This is a genomic window from Desulfurobacterium sp. (assembly GCF_027028515.1).
Classification (GTDB): Bacteria; Aquificota; Aquificia; order Desulfurobacteriales; family Desulfurobacteriaceae; genus Desulfurobacterium_A.
This window is the reverse complement of the sequence record NZ_JALVIW010000095.1, coordinates 1-21,295: the sequence shown is the minus strand read 5'-3', so window position 1 is coordinate 21,295 and position 21,295 is coordinate 1. Positions and strand designations below refer to the sequence as shown.

Genomic DNA, 21,295 nt, shown 5'->3' with positions numbered 1-21,295 from the left:
TAAAGGATCAGATAGAAAGGATTGTCGCCCTTGGGAAGCAGATACCACCAGATATGGTGGCAATTTTAAGGAGTATTGAAGACCCGGGCAGACTTGCAGATCTCATTGCTGGACAGATAGAGCTTAATACCGAGGAGGCTGCAGACCTTCTTTCTACTACTGATCCGGTTGAGAGACTCAAGAAGATAAGCAAGAAACTTGAACACGAAATGAGAGTCCTTGAGATTCAAGAACTGATAAGGACAAAAGCCCGGGAATCTATGGAAAAAGAGCAGAGGGAATACTTCCTCAAGCAACAGCTTAGAGCTATAAGGAAGGAGCTTGGTGAAGAAGAAGAGAAAAGTAAGGAGATAGAGGAGTACAGAAAAAAGATTAAAAAGGCAAAGATGCCTGAAGAGGTTGAGGAAGCTGTCTTAAAAGAGCTTTCAAGACTTGAAAAAATGCATCCGGAATCTGCTGAAGCAGCCGTTCTAAGAACTTATATAGAATGGATGATTGAGCTTCCGTGGTCAAAACGTTCAAGAGATAAACTTGATATTGAAAGGGCAAAGAAGATTCTTGATGAGGATCACTACGACCTTGAGAAGGTTAAGAATAGAATTCTTGAATTTCTTGCTGTAAAAGCTCTTATGAAGAAGAGGAAGAAAAAGTCTTACTCTATAAAGCAGCCAACCATTTGTTTTGTTGGACCGCCGGGTGTTGGTAAAACATCTCTTGCCCGTTCCATTGCAAGAGCTATGGGGAGGAAGTTTGTGAGGATATCTCTTGGTGGTGTGAGAGATGAGGCGGAAATCCGTGGTCACAGAAGAACCTATGTAGGTGCTATGCCCGGTAAGATTGTTCAGGCATTGAGGAAAGCGGGAACAAAAAATCCGGTAATTCTTCTTGATGAAATAGATAAGATGTCTTCTGATTTCAGGGGTGATCCAGCGGCGGCACTTCTTGAAGTTCTTGACCCTGAGCAGAACAAAGAGTTTGTTGATAACTATATAAACCAGCCTTTTGACCTTTCAGAGGTACTTTTTATAGCTACTGCAAATACACCGTATACCATTCCGGAACCTCTCTACGACAGACTTGAGGTTATAAATATTCCAGGGTACACGGAAGAAGAAAAACTTAACATAGCCAAAAAGTACATAATTCCAAAGCAGATAAAAAACCACGCTTTGACGACAAAGGATATTCAATTTAGAGACGATGCTGTTATTCACATAATAAGACATTACACGAAAGAAGCTGGTGTGAGGAACCTTGATAGGAAAATAGCAGCGGTCTGTAGAAAAGTTGCCCTCTGGATAAGTGAGGGAAAAGAGAAAAAGTATGTTATTACAAAGAAACGTGTGGAGGAGATTTTAGGCGCTCCGAAATTTATTCCTGAAATGGAACTTGGTGAGGATGAAGTGGGAGTTGTTACGGGTCTTGCCTGGACGGCCGCCGGTGGAGACGTTCTTTTTGTAGAGGCGATAGTAACGCCGGGAACTGGTAAGCTTATCCTGACGGGACGTCTCGGTGATGTAATGAAAGAGTCCGCACAGGCTGCTCTTGGATTTATTAGGGCACATGCACAGGACTACGGTATAGATAAGGATTTTTCGAAGATAGATATCCATGTTCATGTGCCTGCAGGTGCCATTCCAAAAGACGGTCCTTCTGCCGGTATAACGATAGCTACTGCAATGCTTTCAGCCTTAACAGGTAGAAAGGTAAGAAAAGATGTTGCAATGACAGGTGAGATAACACTTGGTGGTAAAGTTCTTCCAGTTGGTGGTTTAAAAGAGAAAATTCTTGCTGCTTTAAGGTACGGTGTAAAAACCGTTATCATTCCCGCCAAGAACAGGGCGGAAGTTATGGAAGAGTTGCCGGAAGATGCGAAAAAACAGCTTAAGCTTCTCTTTGTTGATAGAGTTGAGAAGGTCTTTGAAACTGCCATTCACAAATCTAAAACGAAGAAGCACAGAAAAACAGCTACTGTGAAATGATAAAAAAGATAATAACCGCTGACGGCTCTCCTACTTTTTTTTCGGAAGAGTATGGAGAGCCTTATCATTCTATAACAGCAGGTGCTTTCAGGGAAGCAGAGGAAAAGTTTATAAAGCCCTGTAGGGTAAGGGAAACCTTAAGAGAAAGAGATTTAAAAATTCTTGATGTTTGCTTTGGCCTCGGTTTTAATTCCGTATCTGCCGTTAAAGTTGCTTCTGAGGCTGGAAGGCGCCTTCTGATTATCGGTTTTGAAAAAGATATAGATGTTATAAAGGCTTCTCTCCGGCTTGACTGGGGAGATATGTCAGGTTTTAAAGTGGTGTTGAAAGAACTTTTGAGAAATCGTTCTTTTGAAGACGGTTTCCTGACTCTCAACTATTGTGACAAAGAACTTGGTGTTAGAGTTTTTATCGGTGAAGGAAGAGGTGTTGTAAAAAGAATTTCTGACAGTTATAGAGATTTTTTTGACGTTGTTTTTCACGATCCCTTTTCTCCAAAAGTCAATCCAGAACTCTGGAGTTTTGATTTCTTTAAGAAAATTTCTGAAATGGTTAGAAAAGGGGGGATACTTGCCACATATTCTTCATCTTTACCTGTTAGAAAGGCTTTGCAGATGGCTGGTTTTGGTGTTAGGGAAGGAATAGCCGTCGGTAGAAAAAGTAAAAGTACAGTGGCGGTTAAAGGTGCTGAAACTGTTTTGCCTGATAAGTTGAAAAGAAAACTTGAAAGTTCAATTTTTGCCGTTCCTTACAGGGATCCTTATTTGAATGATCCGCCGGCCCTAATAAAAAACCGGCGGAACGGCTGTATCTATCTTTTAAACAGAGTGTATCCCTTTGAATGTATCTATTAACTTTCAACAGGTGCGTAGTAACATCTTTTTGGTGAGTTAACAAGCCCTTTTTCTCTCAAAGATTTGATGATTTTAGAAACCTCTTTGCTTTCCATACCAATCGCTTTTGCAACGTCACCGGGACGAACTGGCTTGCCTTTCTCTTTCATGAATTCAAAAACGGCCTTTTCCTTTTCGTTTTGTGGCATTTAAAATGACGCTTATAAAGAGAGCTATTACTCTTTTTAATTTTTGTCATTACACTAGTCACCGTTTTTGCTATTTACATAGATGAAAGACACTATTTAAAGTTTTACGTTGCAAATATTGAAAGTGCTGATGAAATAGTAGAAATAATAGAGTCTGTGTGTGAATGAAGAAGCCCCCGAGAGGGGCATAATTTTATCTTTCAATCCAATAGTTTGGAGCTTCTTTTGTGATGATTACATCGTGAACGTGGGACTCTTTAAGTCCGGAAGCTGTTATCTTAACAAATCTTGCTTTCTTTCTCATCTCTTCTATGTTAGCGGCACCGCAGTATCCCATTCCCGCTTTTAGTCCGCCGACAAGCTGATGGATCGTGTCAGCAAGAGGTCCTCTGTATGGAACCATACCTTCAATACCTTCTGGAACAAGCTTTTTCTCTTCAACTTCAGACTGGAAGTATCTGTCTTTGCTTCCCTTTTTCATTGCACCGAGAGACCCCATGCCTCTATAAACCTTGTAACTTCTTCCCTGATAGAGGATAAGTTCGCCCGGGCTCTCTTTTGTTCCGGCAAAGAGGCTTCCTATCATTACAACTCTTGCTCCGGCTCCTATGGCTTTTGCAACGTCACCGGAGAATTTTATACCACCATCGGCAATGATGCTTATGCCGTATTTATCGGCAACTTTAACACACTCGGCAATGGCCGTAAGTTGCGGGACACCAACGCCTGCAACAATTCTTGTAGTACATATTGAACCGGGGCCGATTCCCACTTTTACCGCGTCGGCACCTGCCTTAATGAGTGCTTCTGTTGCTTCTGCTGTGGCAACGTTTCCAGCGATTACGTCAAGTTCAGGAAATTCTGCTTTTACACTTTCTACTGTTTCGAGAACCTTTTTAGAGTGGCCGTGGGCGGTATCAATTACGATAATGTCAACACCGGCTTCAACGAGTGCTGTTACCCTTTCCAGTGCGTCAGGACCAACACCAACAGCTGCTCCAACCATTAATCTTCCGAGTTCGTCCTTGCTGGCAAGAGGATACTTTTCTTTCTTTTCAATGTCTTTGATAGTAATTAAACCTTTGAGATATCCATTTTCATCAACTACAGGGAGCTTTTCAATTTTGTACTTGTGAAGAATTTCTTTTGCCTGCTCAAGGGTTGTTCCAACGGGAACGGTTTTTAAATCTTCCTTTGTCATAACTTCTGATATTTTTATGGTGAAATTTTTGACAAACCTTATGTCTCTGTTTGTGATGATACCGAGTAGTTTTCCATTTTGATCTGTAACGGGAAGGCCTGATATTTTATACTTTCTCATAAGGGCTTCAGCATCTGCTATTGTCTGTTCAGGAGAGACGGTGACAGGCTTAACGATCATTCCACTTTCAGACCTCTTTACTCTATCTACTTCTTCCGCCTGTTCTTCTATTGTCATGTTTTTGTGAATAATACCTATACCGCCCTGTCTTGCGATTGCGATGGCAAGGTCTGCTTCGGTAACGGTATCCATGGCGGCACTCATTATAGGAATGTTCAACCTGATTTTTTTTGTTAACTGTGTTGAAACGTCAACCTGCGTAGGTAAAACTTCTGAGTAGTTAGGAACAAGTAGAACATCATCAAAAGTCAGGGCCTCTTTTACGTGTTCATCAAGCATTTTATCCTCCTTTTTGCTTTTTTGAATTATAATTACAACCAACCGAATAAACAAGGAGGTTTAATGGCTGAAAGCGGAAAAAAGTTGTGGGGTGGCAGATTTAAGGAGTCTACAGACGCTCTTGTAGAAAAGTACACAGAATCGGTATCTTACGATAGAAGGCTTGCGCCATTTGACATTGCAGGTAGCATCGCTCACGTTACGATGCTTGCAAAACAGGGAATACTCAAAGAAGAAGAAGCAAAAAAAATAGTTGATGGTCTTAAAGAAATTTTAAGAGAGATAGAAGAGGGAAAGTTTGAATGGAAGCAGGAACTTGAAGACGTTCATATGAACATAGAAAAGAAGCTTATTGAAAAGATAGGTCCTGTTGGTGGTAAGCTGCATACAGGAAGATCAAGAAACGACCAGGTTGCCACAGATGTGAGACTTTACGTAAGGCATGAAATAAACGAGATTATTTCTCTTTTAAAAAAGTTAAGGGAAGCCTTTTATCTTCAGGCAAAGAAATATATTGATGTAATTATGCCCGGTTATACGCACCTTCAGATAGCCCAACCTGTCCTGTATGCTCACCACATGCTTGCTTACTATCAGATGTTTAAACGGGATGAGGAGCGTTTTAAAGACACATTAAAAAGAGTAAATGTTATGCCTCTTGGTTCTGCGGCTTTAGCGGGAACAAGTTATCCCCTTGACAGAGAGTTTACTGCTTCCCTTTTAGGGTTTGATTCTGTATCAAGAAACAGCATGGATGCGGTAAGTGATAGAGACTTTGTTGCTGAAACGATTTTTAACTGTGCTCTTGTAATGGCCCACCTTTCAAGACTTTCAGAAGAGTTGATTCTCTGGTCAACGGAAGAGTTTGGATTTATAGATTTACCGGATGCTTTCTGTACGGGAAGTTCCATAATGCCTCAAAAGAAAAATCCTGATGTTTCAGAGCTTACAAGGGGAAAAACAGGTAGAGTTTACGGTGATCTTGTGGCTATTCTTACCATCATTAAAGGGCTTCCGATGACCTACAATAGAGATTTGCAGGAGGATAAAGAGCCTCTATTTGATGCAATAGATACAGTTAAACTTGCCCTTGCCGTAAACTCAAGGGTCGTAAAGGAAATGAAGCCCAAAAAAGATAGAATGAAGGTTCAGGCCTCAAAAGGTTTTTCCCTTGCTACCGATGTTGCGGACTATCTTGCAAAGAAAGGTGTTCCATTTAGGGATGCTCACAGGATTGTTGGTGAAATCGTTGCTTACTGTCTTGATAACAAAAAAACGCTTGAATCAATGACGATAGAAGAATTTAAACAGTTTTCGGACGCATTTGACGGAGATGTTTTAAATTTAATGAGTGTAGAAGGTTCCACTTCAAGTAGAAACATCATAGGTGGAACTGCTAAAGAACAGGTGTTAAAAGAGCTTGAGAAAATAGAAACAGAAGAAGGTTTTAAGGAGGAAGAATGATAAGGTTTGAACCTCAGTTTTTTATGGAAAGGAACAGGGATATAGATAACAGTACATTAAGGGTAATTGCAAGGGAGGTCAGGAAGGATATTCTAAAAATGACAACAAATGCAAATTCAGGTCATCCAGGCGGTTCAATGTCTGTTACAGATATCTTGGTTACACTCTATTACTACAAGATGAGACACAATCCTGATAATCCCCACTGGGAAGAGAGAGACAGATTTGTTCTTTCTAAAGGTCATGTCAGTCCAGCTCTTTATTCTGTTCTTGCAAGGTGTGGATACTTTCCTGTTGAAAATTTAATGACGTTTAGAAAGATTGATGGCAGCCTTCAGGGACATCCGGATATGTTGAAAACACCGGGTATAGAGATTTCTACCGGTTCGCTTGGTCTTGGAATAGGTGCTGCTGTTGGAATGGCCTTAGGTTCAAAACTTTCAGGTCTTGATTCAAAAATTTATTGTGTTATTGGTGATGGTGAAGCTCAGGAGGGAAGCGTCTGGGAAGCGTCAATGGCAGCATTTCACTACAACCTTGATAACTTATGTGTGATTCTTGATAACAACAACCTTCAGATAGATGGTCCTGTTGATGAGGTTATGTCTATATATCCGGCAATGGAAAAGTGGAAGGCTTTTGGCTGGCATGTTATGGAGATAAACGGACACGATTTTGATGAGATAAGAGCGGCTCTTGATGAAGCTGACAGCATAAAGTACAAGCCTACGATGATTGTTGCAAAGACTGTGAAAGGAAAAGGTGTCTCTTTCATGGAGAACCGTGCTGAATGGCATGGAAAGGCACTTTCACCAGAGCAGTTGAAAGAGGCTCTTAAAGAGTTGGGAGAGCTTGTTTAAAAGAAAAAGCTTGCTTTATATTTGAGGAGGAAAAATGCAGAAAGTAAGTCTTAGGGATGCATACGGTGATACCTTGGTAGAACTTGGCAAGAAGGACGACAGGATTGTTGTTCTTGATGCTGACCTTTCCGGTTCGACTAAATCGGGAAAGTTTGGAAAGGTTTTTCCGGAGAGGTTTTTCAACATGGGTATTGCTGAGATTAATATGATAAATACAGCAGCTGGACTTGCAACGACAGGGAAAATCGTTTTTGTTAGCACATTTGCTATATTTGCTACCGGAAGGGCATGGGAAGCGGTACGACAGATGGTCTGTTATCCTGAGCTTAATGTTAAGATTGTGTGTACTCACGGTGGAATAACCGTTGGAGAGGATGGTGCAACTCATCAGGCTTTGGAAGATGTGGCAAATATGAGAAATATTCCAAATATGAGGGTGATAGTTCCTGCCGATGATATAGAGACAAAGCAGGTAATAGAAAAGGTTGCATACACGGCTGGTCCTTTTTATGTCAGGTTGACAAGAGAGAAGTTTCCAAGAATTTTTGACGGAAACTACAAGTTTGAAATAGGAAAAGGATATGTGTTAAGAAGTGGTGAAGATGTAACCGTCGTTGCAAACGGTTTAGAAACATCATTTGCACTTGAAGCGGCTGAGGTTCTTGAGAAGGAAGGTATATCTGTTGAAGTTATCCACATGCCAACAGTTAAACCTATAGATAGAGAACTTCTTGCTGAATCGGCTGCAAAAACAGGTGCGGTAGTTACTGCCGAAGAACATTCAATCATTGGTGGTCTTGGGTCTGCAGTTGCTGAAGCCCTTGTGGAGACGGTACCGGTTCCTATGGAGAGAGTTGGGACACCTGACATTTTTGGCCGTTCTGGAAAAGCCTGGGAACTTGTAAAATATTATAATTTGGATGCAAGCGGTATAATTGAGAAAATTAGAAAGGTTCTTGAGAGGAAGAAAAGATGAAAAAATCTGTGAAAAAGGGACTGTTCGTTTTAGCTTTTGTGCTTTTTTCATTTGCCATTGTAACTTCAGGTTTTGCCTCAAAAAATGATAATGGTGGAGAGCTTTCTTACATCTCTCTCTTTACAGAAGTTTACCACCTTGTTAAAGAAAAGTACGTTGACCCTGTAAGTCCTAAAAAGCTTTTTGAAGGTGCGATTCAGGGGATGCTTTCAAAGCTTGACCCCCATTCCGTTCTCTTTACGCCGGAAGATTTTAAAGAGTTTGAAGTTGAAACGAGGGGAGAGTTTGGTGGTTTGGGCATTCAAATAACAAAGACTAAAGACGGTAAGCTGTTGATAATAACCCCAATAGAGGACACACCGGCCTATAGGGCTGGCCTTAAACCTGGCGATATCATAGTTGAAATAGACGGTAAGCCGTTTACGCCGGAGATGAGCCTCATGGATGCTGTAAAGATGATGAGAGGTAAGCCGGGAACGAAAGTTACAATAAAGGTGATGAGAAAAGGCTGGGATAAGCCAAAAACTTTTACCATTACAAGGGCTATAATCAAAATAAAAAGTGTCAAATACAAAAAGCTCAAGGGAGATATTGGATATATTAGGTTTACAATGTTTCAGGCAAATTCACCTGATGAGTTCAGGAAAGCACTTAAAAGTCTTTTGAAGGATAAGCATCTTGAAGGTATAATTGTTGACGTGAGGAACAATCCAGGTGGATTGCTTGATTCGGCAGTTGAAATAAGTGATTACTTCCTTCCTGAAGGGGATTTAATTGTTTATACAAAAGGTAGAATCCCGGACAGCAATCAGAAATTCTACTCAGAAAATCCACCGATAGTTCCTGAAGACATTCCTGTTGTGATGCTTGTTAACGGTGGAACGGCAAGTGCTGCAGAGATTCTTACAGGCGCTTTAAGGTATAACGATAGGGCGATAGTTGTTGGTGAAAAGACTTTCGGAAAAGGTTCTGTTCAGACACTTTTCCCTCTTGAAATGGGATATGGTGTTAAGATAACGACTGCGAGATATTACATGCCTAACCATAAATGTATTGACGGTAAAGGCATAACACCCGATATAGAGGTTAAACTTTCTCAGGAAGATATCGATTTCCTCAAGAAAGAAGCTAAGGAGATGGAAGAGCATCCTGAAAAAACAGAGGAGCTGAGGAAAGAGAAAGAGAAAAGAATAGACAATCAGCTTAAGAGGGCTATTGAAGTTATAAAAGAGTTTAAGCTCTTTCAAAAAATGGAAAATCAGGAAGTTAAAAAGGCAGCCTGATAACTTTTTGGGGAGGGTTTTTCCTTCCCCATTATTTAAATTTGATCAAATCCATCACCTTTTTTAGTCTTTCTCCCCAGGTTTTTCCTGCAAGGTTGAAATTTTTGTCTTCTATTCTGTGAACGGAAACAACATCATACCTTGTGCTTGTTATTAACACTTCGTCAGCTTTTAGAATCTTCTCTTTTGTGAAGAATCCTTCGAAAACGGGAACGTTCATTTCTTTTAAAATTTCTAAAACTATAGCTCTTCTTGTTCCCGGAAGGCATCCCGTTTCAAGTGAAGGTGTGAAAAAGACACCATTTTTTACAAAAAAGATGTTGGCGAAGGCAGTTTCGGAGATAAAGCCTTTAGTGTCTGAAAGTATTACCTCTGTGAATCCTTTTTCTCTGGCAGCTTGAACGGCGATAATTGACTCGTATATGGACGACGTTTTGTGCCTTGAGAGGAAATCGTTTTTTCTTTTTATCCTGTCGGAAAACATGAGAGAAATTTCTCCAGGAATTTGACATTCCCTAAAAGATATAGAGGTTTTTCCACTGTAAGACAGTGTGAATTTAACAAGGTAATTGCCAGATTCGGGGGCTGCGTCTTCTATCAATGTTTTGAAATCCTCTTTTGGCAAGTTAAACGGAATCTTTAGAATAATAGCACTTCTTTGTATTCTTTCGTAGTGTCTGTCAATGAAGATTGCCTTTCTGTTTTCAACCCTTACCGTTTCGAAAAGTTCAAATTCCACGGAAAAATTACCCCCTATTTCGGAAAAATTTCCGACTGCAAAGCCGGGAAAATTCTACAAAATCTTTGATAGAACTGGAAACAAGGAGATGCAGCCGTTAAGGAAATTTTGGCACGGTACTTGCTCGTATAAGCAGCAGAGTTAGAAATCAATCTAAAGGAGGAAGCTATGAGAAAGTTAATAACGGTTCTACTATCTGGAGTGGTTCTTGCGGGAAATCTATTTTCATGTGCAACAGTTAGCGCTGCAACAAATGCGACTGTTTTACCGGGGATAGGCCCTGCCTACGTGGCATCACTTCCAAAACAGCCTCTCAGTAAGCAGGAGATTAAAGACCTTCTTCATATGAGAGAGGAGGAAAAATTAGCAAGGGACGTTTACACAGCTCTTTATGAAATGTGGCAGATGCCGGTTTTCAGAAACATTGCCCGTTCAGAGCAGAGGCACATGGACATGCTTAAGTTTTTGATTGATAGGTACAACCTTAAGGATCCTGTTGCAAGGACGGGAGATAAACTTGGGAAATTTGAGAATAAGAAACTTCAGAGACTTTATACAAAACTTGTGAAACAGGGTAGTAAGTCCCTTATAGATGCCCTTGAAGTTGGTGCAACTATAGAAGACCTTGATATAAAAGACCTTCAGGATGCTCTAAAAAGGACTGATAACAGGGACATTGCGACTGTTTATGAAAATCTTATGAAAGGTTCGAGAAATCACATGAGGGCTTTTACGGCCATACTGAGAAGGTATGGTATAGAATATAAACCTAAATTTATAACGCCTGCTGAATACAGAGCTATTGTCGGTTCAAAGCACGAGGCAGGCGTTGTTTATGGAGATAACGGGAGAAGTGTTGCTGCTTATCAAACAATAACCGTAAGTGGAAAGGTTACGAAAGTTTACCAGCGTCCAGGTTATGGTAACAAAAAGGTTATATGGTGGGTAGTTGAAGTAAAAACACCGAATGGAAGGGAAGAGATAGCGGTTGCACCTATATGGCTTTACCCCTCACTTGATATTGTTCCCGGTGATACGATAGAGGTTACCGGCTACGTGCCACCGTTCTGGAGGTTTAGAAACATAAAAGGTCTAATGGCCTGCACTATCAAAAATCCAAAAAGAGGAGTAACATATAAGATAAGGAATTGTAACAGGCTTAACAGAAAATTTAAATTGCAGAACCGATAATTTTCTGGCGGACAGAAAGTCCGCCTTCCTTTAAAATTTTAGCGGAGGGCTAAATGGAAAAGAAGTCCGCTAAATCTTGCAATTCACGTGTTTTTGTAAGTCTCTTTCTTTTTTACACTTTGATGGTTCTGATAATAAGTAGCGTCGTTCTTTACATAATGCCCTACGGGAGGGTTGCTTACTGGAGCGGATGGAGACTTTTAGGACTTTCAAAAGATCAGTGGGAAGCAGTTCATGTTATATCTGGAATCGGCATGGTTATTCTTGCCGTATGGCATACAATTTTAAACTGGAAACCTCTTAAAAACTACCTGGTTAAAATGGAAAGTCTCGTTTCTGCCGTGGTGGTCGTTATCTGCACCGCTGCTACAATTGCCGGACTTCCACCATTTTCAACCATTATCAATATTGAGCAAGAGATAAAGAAAAGTTGGGAAAGACGTCTTCCTGCGGCACCTCTACCCCATGCTGAACTTATGACTTTGAAAGAGCTATGCCTGAAAGATGACATTCCGCTTCAGACGGTTCTTTCTGTACTTCATCAAAACGGAATTTCAGCTTCGCCAGACGAAACTTTAAAAGAGATAGCGGAAAATAACCATCTTACACCTGCAATGGTTTATAATCTTATAAAGAGGGCAGTTAGAAGGACATATACAACGGGAATGAGAGTAGGTTTTGGCAGGATGACGCTTAAAGAAGCCTGTTTAATGAATGGACTCACTGTGGATGAGTGTATAGAAAAGCTGCAGAAAAAAGGAATAGTGGCATTACCTGATGAGACGTTAAGATCTATAGCGGCTAAAAACGGTGTTTTACCGAGAGATATAGTTGCGATGATATCTCAGTAATTGCGGAGGAGTTATGAATAAACTGAATAGACTGGCTATAAGCGAGGAGGGTTTCATCTTTGACCCAGAAACGGGGAACAGTTTCACAGTTAATAAAACGGGATTGTTTATTCTCAACTTGCTTAAAGAGGGTAAAGATGTTGAGGATATTGTTGAGGCTCTGACTGAGGAATTTGAAGTTGACAGGGAAGAGGCGACGAGAGATGTTACTGATTTTATTGAGCAATTGAGACTTTTAGGACTTGCAGGTCGAGAGGGAGAAGAAAATGTGTAAAGTTGCCGTCTCCGGAGTAAACGCTGTTGACAATCCAGGTCCGGGTATTGGGGTTATAAAAGGCATTAAAGAGAAATATAAAGAAACAGCGATAGTTGGATTGGCATACGATGCGATGGAACCGGGCGTTTACATGGATTGGTTGATTAACAGGGTTTACATAATGCCGTATCCTTCGGAAGGTGAGGAACCGTTTATCAACAGACTTCTCTACATAAAAGAAACTGCTGGGCTTGATGCAGTCATACCCACGCTTGATGCAGAACTTCCCCTGTTTATCGCAAACAGTGAAAAGCTTAAGAGCTATGGAATATCGACTTTCCTTCCTACGAAAGAACAGTTTAAACTTCGTTCAAAAGATAGGGTATCGGAGTTAGCAAAAGATATTGGTTTAAAAGTGCCAGAGAGTTTTATAGTCGTTTCCTACGAGGATTTAACCGCAGCCATTAACGAAATTGGTTTTCCCGTTATGATAAAGGGGATTTTCTACAAAGCTTACAAAGCCTTTAACTATCAGGAAGCCACTTCCTATTTCAACAAAATAGCCTCCGAGTGGGGATATCCGATAATCGTTCAAAAGGTTATTTCCGGTGAAGAGATGAATGTTGTGGGTGTTGGTGATGGTGAAGGTGGTCATTTCGGGATGGTAGGAATAAAGAAACTCTGGATAACCTCACTCGGGAAAATATGGACAGGTGTTACCGTTAAACATGAAAAAATGCTTAAAGCGGCAGAGAATTTTGTTGAAAAGTACAGGTGGCGAGGTGCCTTTGAACTTGAGTGTATCGTCTCAGGTGATGATATTTATCTTATAGAGATAAATCCTCGTTTTCCAGCCTGGGTCTATTTTTCTGTTGGTGTTGGAATTAATCTTCCTGCAAGGCTTCTTGATGCTGCCCTTGGCAGAGAACCTGAGAGGAAATCCGATTACGAAGCTGGAAAGCTTTATATAAGGTTTACAGACGATTTTGTAACCGATATGGATACGTTCCAGAAAATAGTCACGAGAGGTGAAAGATGAAAAAGACTTACGAGAAACCGGCGATATTTAAACTTCACACTGGTATGATGAATAAATTTGGAAGTTTTGCCTCACCGCTTTCCCGAAAAGTAAGAAAAGAGATTGACGGTGTAAAAATAGCGGATCTTGTAGAAAAGTTTGGCACGCCGCTGTTTGTTTTCTCAGAAAAAACCCTCCGTTCAAAGTTTAGAGAGATAAAAAGAGCTTTCACCACACGTTATCCTAACGTTGAATTTTCATGGTCCTACAAGACAAACTATCTTGACGCAATTTGTGCTGTTCTGCACGGTGAAGGTGAAACGGCAGAAGTTGTTTCAGAATTTGAATACAGCAAGGCAAGAAGACTTGGAGTCAAAGGTAGCGAAATAGTTTTCAATGGTCCTTATAAACCTATTGAGGCTCTTAAAGTCGCTGTATCTGAGGGAGCAAGGATAAACATAGACACTTTTGAAGAGATTGCAGACCTTGAGGAAGTTGCAGCAGAGCTTGGTGTGAAGCCAAAAGTTGCAATAAGGCTGAATATGGATACGGGTATCCATCCTCAGTGGAGCAGGTTTGGGTTTAATTTAGAGTCAGGTCAGGCTTTTGATGCCGTTAAGCGTATTGCCTTTGGCGGAAAGCTTGAATTGGCCGGTCTTCACTGTCACATAGGAACATTCATACTTGAACCAAAAGCCTATGAAACAGAAGTTAGAAAGATGGTTGATTTTGCTTATAAAGTTGAAGATGAATTTGGATTTAAGATTGAGTACATTGATATTGGTGGCGGTTTTCCATCAAGGAACAGACTTAAAGGTGTCTATTTACCGCCGGAAGTTGCAGTTCCGTCGATTGACGAGATTGCCGATAGAGTATGCAACGCCCTTCTTTCTTCTTTGAGACCGGGAGATTTTTCAAAGCTGATAATAGAAAGTGGCAGAGCAATTGTTGACGAGGCTGGCTATCTGATAACACAGGTTCACGCTACCAAAAGGCTTCCTGACGGTAGAAAAGGTTACATCCTTGATGCAGGCGTCAACATTCTCTTTACCGCATTTTGGTACCACTTTAACATTGAAGTTGATAGAGAAGTTCAGGGACCTTCAGAGCCTTGCGTCCTTTACGGTCCTCTCTGTATGAACATTGATGTTGTTGATGACCTTGCATATCTACCGCCCCTTCCGAGAGGGACAAATCTGATACTTTCACCTGTCGGAGCCTACAATGTAACGCAGTGGATGCAGTTTATCCGCTATAGACCGAATGTTGTTCTCATAGGTCAAAATGGTGAAATTGATTTGATAAGGGAAGCAGAAACTCTTGAAGACATTGTTAGAAGGGAGAGACTTCCAGAGAGGTTAAGGTTAAATGAAAGTTGAAGAACTGCTTGGAGTGGCTAAAGAAAATATAAAAAACTGCTACGCGCCGTATTCAAACTTTCGTGTTGTAGCAGCGATAGAAACAAAGGAAGGTAAGGTCTATACAGGTGTAAATGTAGAAAATGCGTCCTACGGACTTACGATGTGCGCCGAGAGGGTTGCACTGTTTAAAGCTGTTTCTGAAGGGGTAAGGGATTTTTTGAAGATTTTAATCTATTCACCTGACGGAATGCCCTATCCGTGTGGTGCATGCAGGCAGGTTCTTTCAGAATTTTGCAATAGGGACTTTTTGGTTGTCGTTGCTTCTGATGAAAGGATAGAAAAATTTACCCTTGGTGGTTTGCTTCCTCATTCATTTTCTCTCTGATGCTCTTTTCTTTGGTGAATGGCTGTTCATCTGTGGTATAATTGGTTAACCGTCTGAAACTCTGTACTTAAGAGGCTCACATGAGGATACTGTTTGTCGAAGATGACGAAGACCTTGGAGAAATAGTCAAATACAATCTTGAAAAAGAAAATTTTGAAGTTGATTGGGTGCTTGATGGTAAAGAAGCGTTAGATAAAGGACTTTCTGGTAATTACGACCTTATCATTTTAGATATAATGCTTCCAGGTATGGATGGTAAAGAGATATGTAAACTTTTGAGAGAAAATGAGAGAACAAAAGATGTTCCAATAATAATGTTGACTGCCCTTTGCGATGAAGATACGAAAGTTGAAAGTTTTAATTACGGTGCTGATGACTATGTTACAAAGCCTTTCAGCATAAAAGAGTTAATAGCCAGAATAGGAGCCATAAATAGGCGACTTAAAATATCTGAAAATGAAAAACTCTCATTTAAAGGGATAACGCTTGACAGAGTTTCAAAAGAGATAATGGTTGACGGTCAGCCTGTTCAGTTAACTAAAACGGAGTACCAGCTTATGGAACTCTTTCTTTCCAATCCCAATAAAGTCTTTTCAAGGGAAGAGCTTTTAGAAAAGATTTGGGGAAAGGAACATAGTGAAAATACGAGGACGCTTGATGTTTATATAAGCAGATTAAGGAAGAAACTTGGAAGTTACGGTAAGTATTTGAAGACACTTCCACGTCTTGGTTACAAGCTAACAGCGGAGGAGAAATGAGAATAGTAGATTTACGTAAAGAGAACTGGCAGGAGGATGCAGAACTTAGCAGGATAAAGACCCGCGGTCAGGGTCTTGAGAGCAAGTATGCCACATCTGTTCTTGAAATAATTGAAAATGTTAGAAAGTACGGCGATACAGCCGTTTTTGGCTACGCAAAAAAGTTTGATAGAGTGGAACTGACACCAGAAAATGTTAAGGTTTCAGAGGAAGAGATAGAAGAGGCTTTTGAAAAAGTAAAACCTGAAATTATAGATGCAATTAAGCTTGCCGTTGATAGAGTTAGAAAGTTTCACGAACATCAGAAAGAGAATTCATACTTTGTTACAGAACCGGGAATGGTATTGGGACAGAAAGTGATTCCCCTTGAAAGTGCGGGGATATACGTTCCTGGTGGTAAGGCTTCTTATCCGTCTTCCGTTATTATGAACGCAGTTCCTGCAAAGGTTGCAGGTGTTGAGAAAGTTGTAATGGTAACGCCTGCGATAGGGAGTTTAGAGGTAAATCCTTACTCTCTTGTAGCAGCGAAACTATCTGGTGTTGATGAGATATACCGTGTGGGTGGTGCCCACGGTGTTGCGGCAATAGCTTTTGGAACTGCTTCAATACCGAAGGTTGATAAAATAGTCGGTCCCGGTAACATCTATGTTGCCCTTGCCAAGAAGTTTCTCTTTGGTCAGGTTGATATTGACATGGTTGCGGGTCCGAGTGAAATATTGGTTATAGCCGATGAAACGGCAAATCCTGAGTGGGTGGCTATAGACCTTCTCTCTCAGGCAGAACACGATGAACTTGCCGGTGCCTTTTTGGTAACTCACGATGACAGAATTGCTCAGGCTGTAATTGAAGAGGTAAACAGAAAATTAAAGACACTTAAGAGAAAAGAAATAGCTCAAAAATCGATAGAGAATTTTGGAACAGTATTTCTCACGGAAAACGTTTACCATTCATGTGAAGTGGCAAACATTGTTGCACCAGAACACCTTGAAGTTGCAACGGCAGAGCCTTTTGCCCTGCTTGACTTTATTAAAAATGCAGGTGCTATATTCCTTGGATACTACACCTGTGAATCTTTAGGAGATTACGTTCTTGGGCCAAATCATGTTCTACCAACGGGTGGAAGCGCTAAGTTCTTCTCTCCTCTTGGAGTTTATGACTTTGTAAAGAGAAGTTCAGTCCTTTACGTTAGCAGAGATGGTTTTGAAAGAGTTTCTTCGGCCACTGCGCTCCTTGCAGACGTTGAAGGACTTGAAGCTCACAGCCTTGCTGCAAGGGTGAGGGCGGGAAGCCGTATAAAAGTTTCTACAAAAGAGGAAGAAAACGTTAAAGGTTAAAGAGGTTTTCAATGGAACATCTTTTGAGCTGTGAAGAGCTTGAAAAAGAAGATATTGATAATCTAATGTCCCTTGCTTTCAAGATTAGGGAGACACTTAGAAAAGGAAAGAAAAAGTTCTCAGCTTTAAGGGGACAATGTGTCGTTAATCTCTTTTTTGAAGCGAGTACGAGGACAAGAACATCTTTTGAGAAGGCTGGAAAGTTTCTCTCTGCTGACGTGATAAACATATCGGCTTCAACCAGCAGTGTAAAGAAAGGAGAAACCCTCATAGATACGGTGAAAAACCTTGATATGATGCATCCGGATATAATTGTTTTAAGGCATCCCTGTGAAGGTGCTGGAGAAACGATAAAACAACACATAAAAGCTTCAATAGTGAATGCAGGAGACGGATGTCACGAGCACCCTTCTCAGGCACTCCTTGACGCTATGACAATTATTGACGTCAAAGGGAGTTTAAAAGGTCTAAACGTTGTTATAGCTGGAGATATTGTTCATAGCCGTGTGGCAAGGTCGGACATAATTCTTTTTAAAAAGTTAGGTGCTAACCTTTTTATATTCGGCCCTTCCACGATGATGCCAAGGTATCCGGAAGCTTTAGGCGTTACGGTTTTGAAAACTTTTGAAGAAGTGGCTGAGGTGGCAGACGTACTGATACTGCTGCGGATTCAACTTGAAAGGCTTAATGCAAAAAAAGTCTTTCCATCTTTAAGGGAGTACAGCCGTTTCTTTGGTCTTAACAGGAAACGGCTTGGTATGATGAAAAAAGATGTTCTTATAATGCATCCAGGGCCTGTTAACAGAGGTGTTGAAATTAATAATGATGTGATAACCTCTGACAGAAGCTTTATATTTAATCAGGTTGAGAACGGGCTTGCCGTGAGAATGGCAATTCTTACGATACTTTGTAGCAGAGAAAAAAAACTTCTGGAGGAGATAGATGCGTAAAGCACTTTTGATTTTACCTTTCGTATTTGTTGTTGGATGCGGGCAAAGTGGCGTTTTAAACAAGGATTTGGTTTTTAAGGCAAAAGATAAAGGTGCACCTGGTGACGTTGTTTTCAGCCACGTCTATCATTGCAAGGTGAAAAAAGAACACTGTTCTGCCTGCCATCCAGGAGTATTTAAGAAAAAGTTCGGTTACGACAAAATTACAATGAAAGATATATGGGCAGGAAAATACTGCGGAACGTGCCACAACGGACAGAAGGCTTTCAGTGCCAAGGATAAAACTCAGTGTACAAGATGCCACAGTGTTAAGTGAGGAAATGTAGATGGATAGCTGTCTTCTAAAAGGTGCTCTTGTTGTTGACCCTTCTCAGGGGATAGAAAAACAGGTAGACGTTTTAATTGATAATGGCAGAATTGTTAAGATTGAAAAGAACATAGAAGCTTCTTCAGCGAAAGATATTATTGACGTTTCCGGACTTGTTTTGATGCCTGGAATTGTTGACATACACACTCACCTGAGAGATCCCGGCTACGAATGGAAAGAAGATATTGAATCTGGAAGTCTTTGTGCAGTTGCTGGAGGTATTACCTCTGTTTGCTGTATGGCCAACACTGGTCCTGTTAACGATAACCCTTCTGTTACAAGATACATTATAGAAAAGGCAAAGAGGGTAAACCTGTGTGATGTTTTCCCTGTAGGTGCTTTGACTAAAGGACTTAAAGGTGAAGAGATAGCAGAAATAGGTCAGATGGTTGAAGCGGGAATTGTTGCAGTTTCAGATGACGGAGAAACGCCAAGAGATTCAAAACTGTTAAGGAACGCCTTCGATTACGCAAAAAGTTTTGGAATACCAATTTTCTGTCACAGTGAGGACAAAACTCTTTCAGCGGGCGGGCACATGAACGAAGGCCGGTTTTCTACCTACCTTGGTATTCCGGGTATTCCGCCCGAAGCAGAGGAGATTGGAACTATCAGAGATATAATGGTTGCGAAGCTTACAGGAGCAAAGATTCATATCTGTCATGTTTCAACTAAAGGAGCTTTAAAAATAATAGAGGAGGCAAAGAAGGAGGGTGTTAACGTTACGTGTGAGATAACACCTCACCACTTTACACTAACAGAGGAAGCGGTCAGAACATTTGATACAAATGCTAAAATGGCACCACCACTTAGGACTGAAGAGGATGTTAGAGCTTGTAGAGAAGCTTTAAAAACGGGAGTTGCAGACATAATAGCTACCGATCACGCTCCCCATTCTGTTGATGAGAAGATGGTTGAGTTTAACTATGCACCGTTTGGAATAATTGGTTTTCCGACTCTTCTTCCGCTCTCTCTTGACCTTGTGAGAAAAGGTTATCTAACACTTTCACAGATGGTAGAAAAATTATCTAAAAACCCGGCAGAAATTATTAACAGGAAAGATATAGGAACACTTAAACCGGGGAGCCGTGCAAATATAACCGTATTTGATCCTGACGAAGAGTACATCCTTACGCAGGAGATGATTAAGTCCAAGAGTAGAAATACCCCCTTTCTTAACAGGCCTTTAAAGGGAAAGGTAAAGCTTACAATCAGAAATGGTAAAATAGTTTATAAGGATTTTTAAAAGGGAGGCAGGATGCAGGGAGGTTCATTTTTTGATATTTTCTGGATGTTAATAATCATTTTTTCTCTCTGGCCACTTATTCAACAAAAAAATATTGAATGGGCAAGGTTGAGGCTTATAAGAAAAATAGAAGAGAAACGAAAGTCCCGCGTAATAACGATGATACACAGACAGGAAAGATTGGCTTTTATGGGCTTTCCTATTATGCGCTACATTACGATAGAAGATTCTGAAAGAATTTTAAGAGCTATAAGGATGACTCCCGATGATATGCCGATAGATTTAATACTTCATACGCCAGGAGGACTTGCCCTTGCAGCAACACAGATCGCTTCAGCCCTTATTAAACATAAAAGCCCTGTAAGGGTAATAGTTCCCCACTACGCTATGTCTGGAGGGACACTGATAGCCCTTGCTGCCGATGAAGTTATAATGGATCCCAACGCCGTTCTCGGTCCTCTTGATCCGCAGTTGGGGCAGTTTCCAGCTCCTTCAGTTATAAAAGCTTATAAAATGAAAAATGTGAACTTAAAGGATGAAACTTTAATTCTTGCAGATGTTGCAGAGAAAGCTTTAAATCAAATGAAAAACACAATAAGAAGAATTTTAATAGCTAAGGGAAAAAAGGAAAAACAGGCAGAAGAAATTGCCGAGCTTTTAACCTGCGGTTACTGGACCCACGACTATCCTCTAACGGTTGATGTTTTAAAAGATATAGGAATAAACGTTAAGACTGATGTTCCGGATGAGGTTTATGACCTTATGGAACTTTACTATCAACCTACTGCAACAAGTTCCGTTCAATACATTCCGGTTCCATACGGAGAGCCTAAAAAGGAAAATGTTCCGATAAAGAAACCTCATTAGGAGAGACCATTGATTAAAATAGGAGATAAGGTTGCCTATCCGCCTCACGGTGTAGGAATTGTGGAAGGAGAGGAAAAAAGAACCGTGGGGGAAAGGGAGATTCTCTTCTTCCGCATTAAACTTTTAGGTAAAAACATGTCTGTGCTTGTTCCTGAAAATATTATTGAAAGTTCGGGCATCCGTCCTGTACTTGACGAAAAGGAAATAGATGAAATCTTTCAGTTTCTGTCGGAAGTTCCTGAAAATATAAGTAGCAAGTGGACTGTAAGGCACAGGCTAAACGTTGATAGAATAAAGACAGGTGACGTAAAAGAGCTTGCGGTTGTTGTAAGAAATCTATCTTATAGAACGAAGGAGAAAGAACTTTCTTACTCGGAAAAGCGTATGTTTGAAGAAGCCTTTGAAAAGCTTTCGGAAGAGATAGCTCTTTCCTTGGGAAAAGACATAAAAGAAGTAAAAAAGAAAATAAGGAAGATTTTGAAAGAGGTTAAAAAGAGATGAACATACAGAGGCTCATAGGTGTTTTTTTTATCTTTCTGCTTTTGGTATCTACGCTTATTTTCCGAAACTACGGTTTCGCTGCTACTCAATCCATGTTTATAGGCATTCTTATAACTGCTGCTGCTGTTTTGCTCTACACTTTTGTCTTTCACCAGAAGAAGTTTAAAATCAGGGGACTTTTAGTATTTTCTGCAGGTTTCTTTTTAG

At 40.6% G+C, this 21,295-nt stretch carries 22 protein-coding genes and 1 pseudogene; 20 read left to right on the top strand and 3 right to left on the bottom strand.

Going from position 1 to position 21,295, the window contains the following annotated elements:
• Together lon and MV676_RS08055 are read left to right on the top strand one after the other, a co-directional pair.
• Positions 1-1,982, top strand: a 1,982-nt coding sequence (gene lon / locus MV676_RS08060) for an endopeptidase La (protein WP_297446603.1), incomplete at its 5' end; no start/stop codon positions are given.
• Complete coding sequence (locus MV676_RS08055; protein WP_297446600.1) at positions 1,979-2,836, top strand: MnmC family methyltransferase; 858 nt, start codon at positions 1,979-1,981, stop codon at positions 2,834-2,836. The genes lon and MV676_RS08055, both read left to right, overlap by 4 nt.
• On the opposite strand, the gene MV676_RS08050 is transcribed toward MV676_RS08055, so the two are convergent.
• Both MV676_RS08050 and guaB read right to left on the bottom strand, forming a co-directional pair.
• Complete coding sequence (locus tag MV676_RS08050) at positions 2,833-3,024, bottom strand: hypothetical protein (protein WP_297446598.1); 192 nt, start codon at positions 3,022-3,024, stop codon at positions 2,833-2,835. The genes MV676_RS08055 and MV676_RS08050 overlap by 4 nt on opposite strands.
• A gap of 193 nt (positions 3,025-3,217) precedes the next feature.
• Positions 3,218-4,684 carry an IMP dehydrogenase gene (gene guaB / locus MV676_RS08045; RefSeq protein WP_297446597.1) on the bottom strand — a complete coding sequence of 489 codons (1,467 nt, stop codon included), beginning with the start codon at positions 4,682-4,684 and terminating at the stop codon, positions 3,218-3,220.
• Positions 4,685-4,747: 63 nt separating this feature from the next.
• On the opposite strand from guaB, the gene argH reads away from it, so the two are divergent.
• Genes argH through MV676_RS08025 form a run of 4 tightly spaced genes read left to right on the top strand, consistent with a single transcriptional unit; the run spans position 4,748 to position 9,267 of the window.
• A complete protein-coding gene (gene argH, locus MV676_RS08040) occupies positions 4,748-6,148 on the top strand; it encodes an argininosuccinate lyase (protein WP_297446594.1) in 1,401 nt (466 codons plus the stop codon).
• Positions 6,145-7,008 (top strand): transketolase, encoded by an 864-nt coding sequence (locus MV676_RS08035; RefSeq protein ID WP_297446591.1) that lies wholly within the window; start codon positions 6,145-6,147, stop codon positions 7,006-7,008. Before argH ends, MV676_RS08035 begins: the two co-directional genes overlap by 4 nt.
• A gap of 34 nt (positions 7,009-7,042) precedes the next feature.
• Complete coding sequence (locus tag MV676_RS08030) at positions 7,043-7,984, top strand: transketolase family protein (RefSeq protein WP_297446589.1); 942 nt, start codon at positions 7,043-7,045, stop codon at positions 7,982-7,984.
• A complete protein-coding gene (locus MV676_RS08025; RefSeq protein WP_022846727.1) occupies positions 7,981-9,267 on the top strand; it encodes a S41 family peptidase in 1,287 nt (428 codons plus the stop codon). The genes MV676_RS08030 and MV676_RS08025 overlap by 4 nt, the downstream gene beginning before the upstream one ends.
• Positions 9,268-9,298: 31 nt before the next feature.
• Here the strand turns inward: MV676_RS08025 and MV676_RS08020 are convergent, their stop codons facing one another.
• Entirely contained in the window at positions 9,299-10,006 is a 708-nt protein-coding gene (locus tag MV676_RS08020) for an aminotransferase class IV (protein WP_022846726.1), read from the bottom strand.
• A gap of 168 nt (positions 10,007-10,174) precedes the next feature.
• Between MV676_RS08020 and MV676_RS08015 the strand changes: the two genes are divergently transcribed.
• The 14 genes and pseudogenes from MV676_RS08015 to MV676_RS07950 all read left to right on the top strand — a co-directional run.
• A complete protein-coding gene (locus tag MV676_RS08015) occupies positions 10,175-11,197 on the top strand; it encodes a DUF2202 domain-containing protein (RefSeq protein ID WP_297446584.1) in 1,023 nt (340 codons plus the stop codon).
• A gap of 53 nt (positions 11,198-11,250) precedes the next feature.
• Complete coding sequence (locus MV676_RS08010; RefSeq protein ID WP_297446580.1) at positions 11,251-12,048, top strand: DUF4405 domain-containing protein; 798 nt, start codon at positions 11,251-11,253, stop codon at positions 12,046-12,048.
• A gap of 13 nt (positions 12,049-12,061) precedes the next feature.
• Positions 12,062-12,322 (top strand): HPr-rel-A system PqqD family peptide chaperone, encoded by a 261-nt coding sequence (locus MV676_RS08005; protein ID WP_022846723.1) that lies wholly within the window; start codon positions 12,062-12,064, stop codon positions 12,320-12,322.
• On the top strand, positions 12,315-13,343 hold the full coding sequence (locus tag MV676_RS08000) for an ATP-grasp domain-containing protein (RefSeq protein ID WP_297446577.1): 1,029 nt from the start codon (positions 12,315-12,317) through the stop codon (positions 13,341-13,343). The genes MV676_RS08005 and MV676_RS08000 overlap by 8 nt, the downstream gene beginning before the upstream one ends.
• Positions 13,340-14,701: an alanine racemase gene (locus MV676_RS07995; protein WP_297446575.1), complete on the top strand. Its 1,362-nt coding sequence runs from the start codon at positions 13,340-13,342 to the stop codon at positions 14,699-14,701. The genes MV676_RS08000 and MV676_RS07995 overlap by 4 nt, the downstream gene beginning before the upstream one ends.
• Positions 14,691-15,068: a cytidine deaminase gene (gene cdd, locus MV676_RS07990; protein WP_022846720.1), complete on the top strand. Its 378-nt coding sequence runs from the start codon at positions 14,691-14,693 to the stop codon at positions 15,066-15,068. Before MV676_RS07995 ends, cdd begins: the two co-directional genes overlap by 11 nt.
• A gap of 80 nt (positions 15,069-15,148) precedes the next feature.
• On the top strand, positions 15,149-15,826 hold the full coding sequence (locus tag MV676_RS07985) for a response regulator transcription factor (RefSeq protein ID WP_297446572.1): 678 nt from the start codon (positions 15,149-15,151) through the stop codon (positions 15,824-15,826).
• On the top strand, positions 15,823-17,160 hold the full coding sequence (hisD, locus tag MV676_RS07980; protein ID WP_297446569.1) for a histidinol dehydrogenase: 1,338 nt from the start codon (positions 15,823-15,825) through the stop codon (positions 17,158-17,160). The genes MV676_RS07985 and hisD overlap by 4 nt, the downstream gene beginning before the upstream one ends.
• An 11-nt stretch (positions 17,161-17,171) precedes the next feature.
• Positions 17,172-18,110, top strand: coding sequence for an aspartate carbamoyltransferase catalytic subunit (locus MV676_RS07975; RefSeq protein ID WP_297446566.1), 939 nt, complete (start codon positions 17,172-17,174; stop codon positions 18,108-18,110).
• Positions 18,103-18,426 carry a c(7)-type cytochrome triheme domain-containing protein gene (locus MV676_RS07970; protein ID WP_022846716.1) on the top strand — a complete coding sequence of 108 codons (324 nt, stop codon included), beginning with the start codon at positions 18,103-18,105 and terminating at the stop codon, positions 18,424-18,426. The genes MV676_RS07975 and MV676_RS07970 overlap by 8 nt, the downstream gene beginning before the upstream one ends.
• A 10-nt stretch (positions 18,427-18,436) precedes the next feature.
• On the top strand, positions 18,437-19,720 hold the full coding sequence (locus tag MV676_RS07965; protein ID WP_297446562.1) for a dihydroorotase: 1,284 nt from the start codon (positions 18,437-18,439) through the stop codon (positions 19,718-19,720).
• Between the two features lie 12 nt (positions 19,721-19,732).
• A complete protein-coding gene (locus MV676_RS07960; protein ID WP_297446560.1) occupies positions 19,733-20,587 on the top strand; it encodes an ATP-dependent Clp protease proteolytic subunit in 855 nt (284 codons plus the stop codon).
• Between the two features lie 9 nt (positions 20,588-20,596).
• Complete coding sequence (locus MV676_RS07955; protein ID WP_022846713.1) at positions 20,597-21,088, top strand: CarD family transcriptional regulator; 492 nt, start codon at positions 20,597-20,599, stop codon at positions 21,086-21,088.
• Positions 21,085-21,295: pseudogene (locus tag MV676_RS07950) on the top strand (twitching motility protein PilT); the annotation flags it as partial. The gene MV676_RS07955 and the pseudogene MV676_RS07950, both read left to right, overlap by 4 nt.

Coding starts and splice junctions, on each gene's coding strand:
- MV676_RS08000 (WP_297446577.1), top strand. CDS start 12,315: ATGTGTAAAGTTGCCGTCTCCGGAGTAAACGCTGTTGACAATCCAGGT.
- MV676_RS08015 (WP_297446584.1), top strand. CDS start 10,175: ATGAGAAAGTTAATAACGGTTCTACTATCTGGAGTGGTTCTTGCGGGA.
- MV676_RS07995 (WP_297446575.1), top strand. CDS start 13,340: ATGAAAAAGACTTACGAGAAACCGGCGATATTTAAACTTCACACTGGT.
- MV676_RS08055 (WP_297446600.1), top strand. CDS start 1,979: ATGATAAAAAAGATAATAACCGCTGACGGCTCTCCTACTTTTTTTTCG.
- MV676_RS08050 (WP_297446598.1), bottom strand. CDS start 3,024: ATGCCACAAAACGAAAAGGAAAAGGCCGTTTTTGAATTCATGAAAGAG.
- MV676_RS07960 (WP_297446560.1), top strand. CDS start 19,733: ATGCAGGGAGGTTCATTTTTTGATATTTTCTGGATGTTAATAATCATT.
- MV676_RS08035 (WP_297446591.1), top strand. CDS start 6,145: ATGATAAGGTTTGAACCTCAGTTTTTTATGGAAAGGAACAGGGATATA.
- MV676_RS07985 (WP_297446572.1), top strand. CDS start 15,149: ATGAGGATACTGTTTGTCGAAGATGACGAAGACCTTGGAGAAATAGTC.
- hisD (WP_297446569.1), top strand. CDS start 15,823: ATGAGAATAGTAGATTTACGTAAAGAGAACTGGCAGGAGGATGCAGAA.
- MV676_RS07970 (WP_022846716.1), top strand. CDS start 18,103: ATGCGTAAAGCACTTTTGATTTTACCTTTCGTATTTGTTGTTGGATGC.
- MV676_RS07975 (WP_297446566.1), top strand. CDS start 17,172: ATGGAACATCTTTTGAGCTGTGAAGAGCTTGAAAAAGAAGATATTGAT.
- guaB (WP_297446597.1), bottom strand. CDS start 4,684: ATGCTTGATGAACACGTAAAAGAGGCCCTGACTTTTGATGATGTTCTA.
- MV676_RS08010 (WP_297446580.1), top strand. CDS start 11,251: ATGGAAAAGAAGTCCGCTAAATCTTGCAATTCACGTGTTTTTGTAAGT.
- MV676_RS08025 (WP_022846727.1), top strand. CDS start 7,981: ATGAAAAAATCTGTGAAAAAGGGACTGTTCGTTTTAGCTTTTGTGCTT.
- MV676_RS08005 (WP_022846723.1), top strand. CDS start 12,062: ATGAATAAACTGAATAGACTGGCTATAAGCGAGGAGGGTTTCATCTTT.
- MV676_RS07965 (WP_297446562.1), top strand. CDS start 18,437: ATGGATAGCTGTCTTCTAAAAGGTGCTCTTGTTGTTGACCCTTCTCAG.
- MV676_RS08030 (WP_297446589.1), top strand. CDS start 7,043: ATGCAGAAAGTAAGTCTTAGGGATGCATACGGTGATACCTTGGTAGAA.
- cdd (WP_022846720.1), top strand. CDS start 14,691: ATGAAAGTTGAAGAACTGCTTGGAGTGGCTAAAGAAAATATAAAAAAC.
- argH (WP_297446594.1), top strand. CDS start 4,748: ATGGCTGAAAGCGGAAAAAAGTTGTGGGGTGGCAGATTTAAGGAGTCT.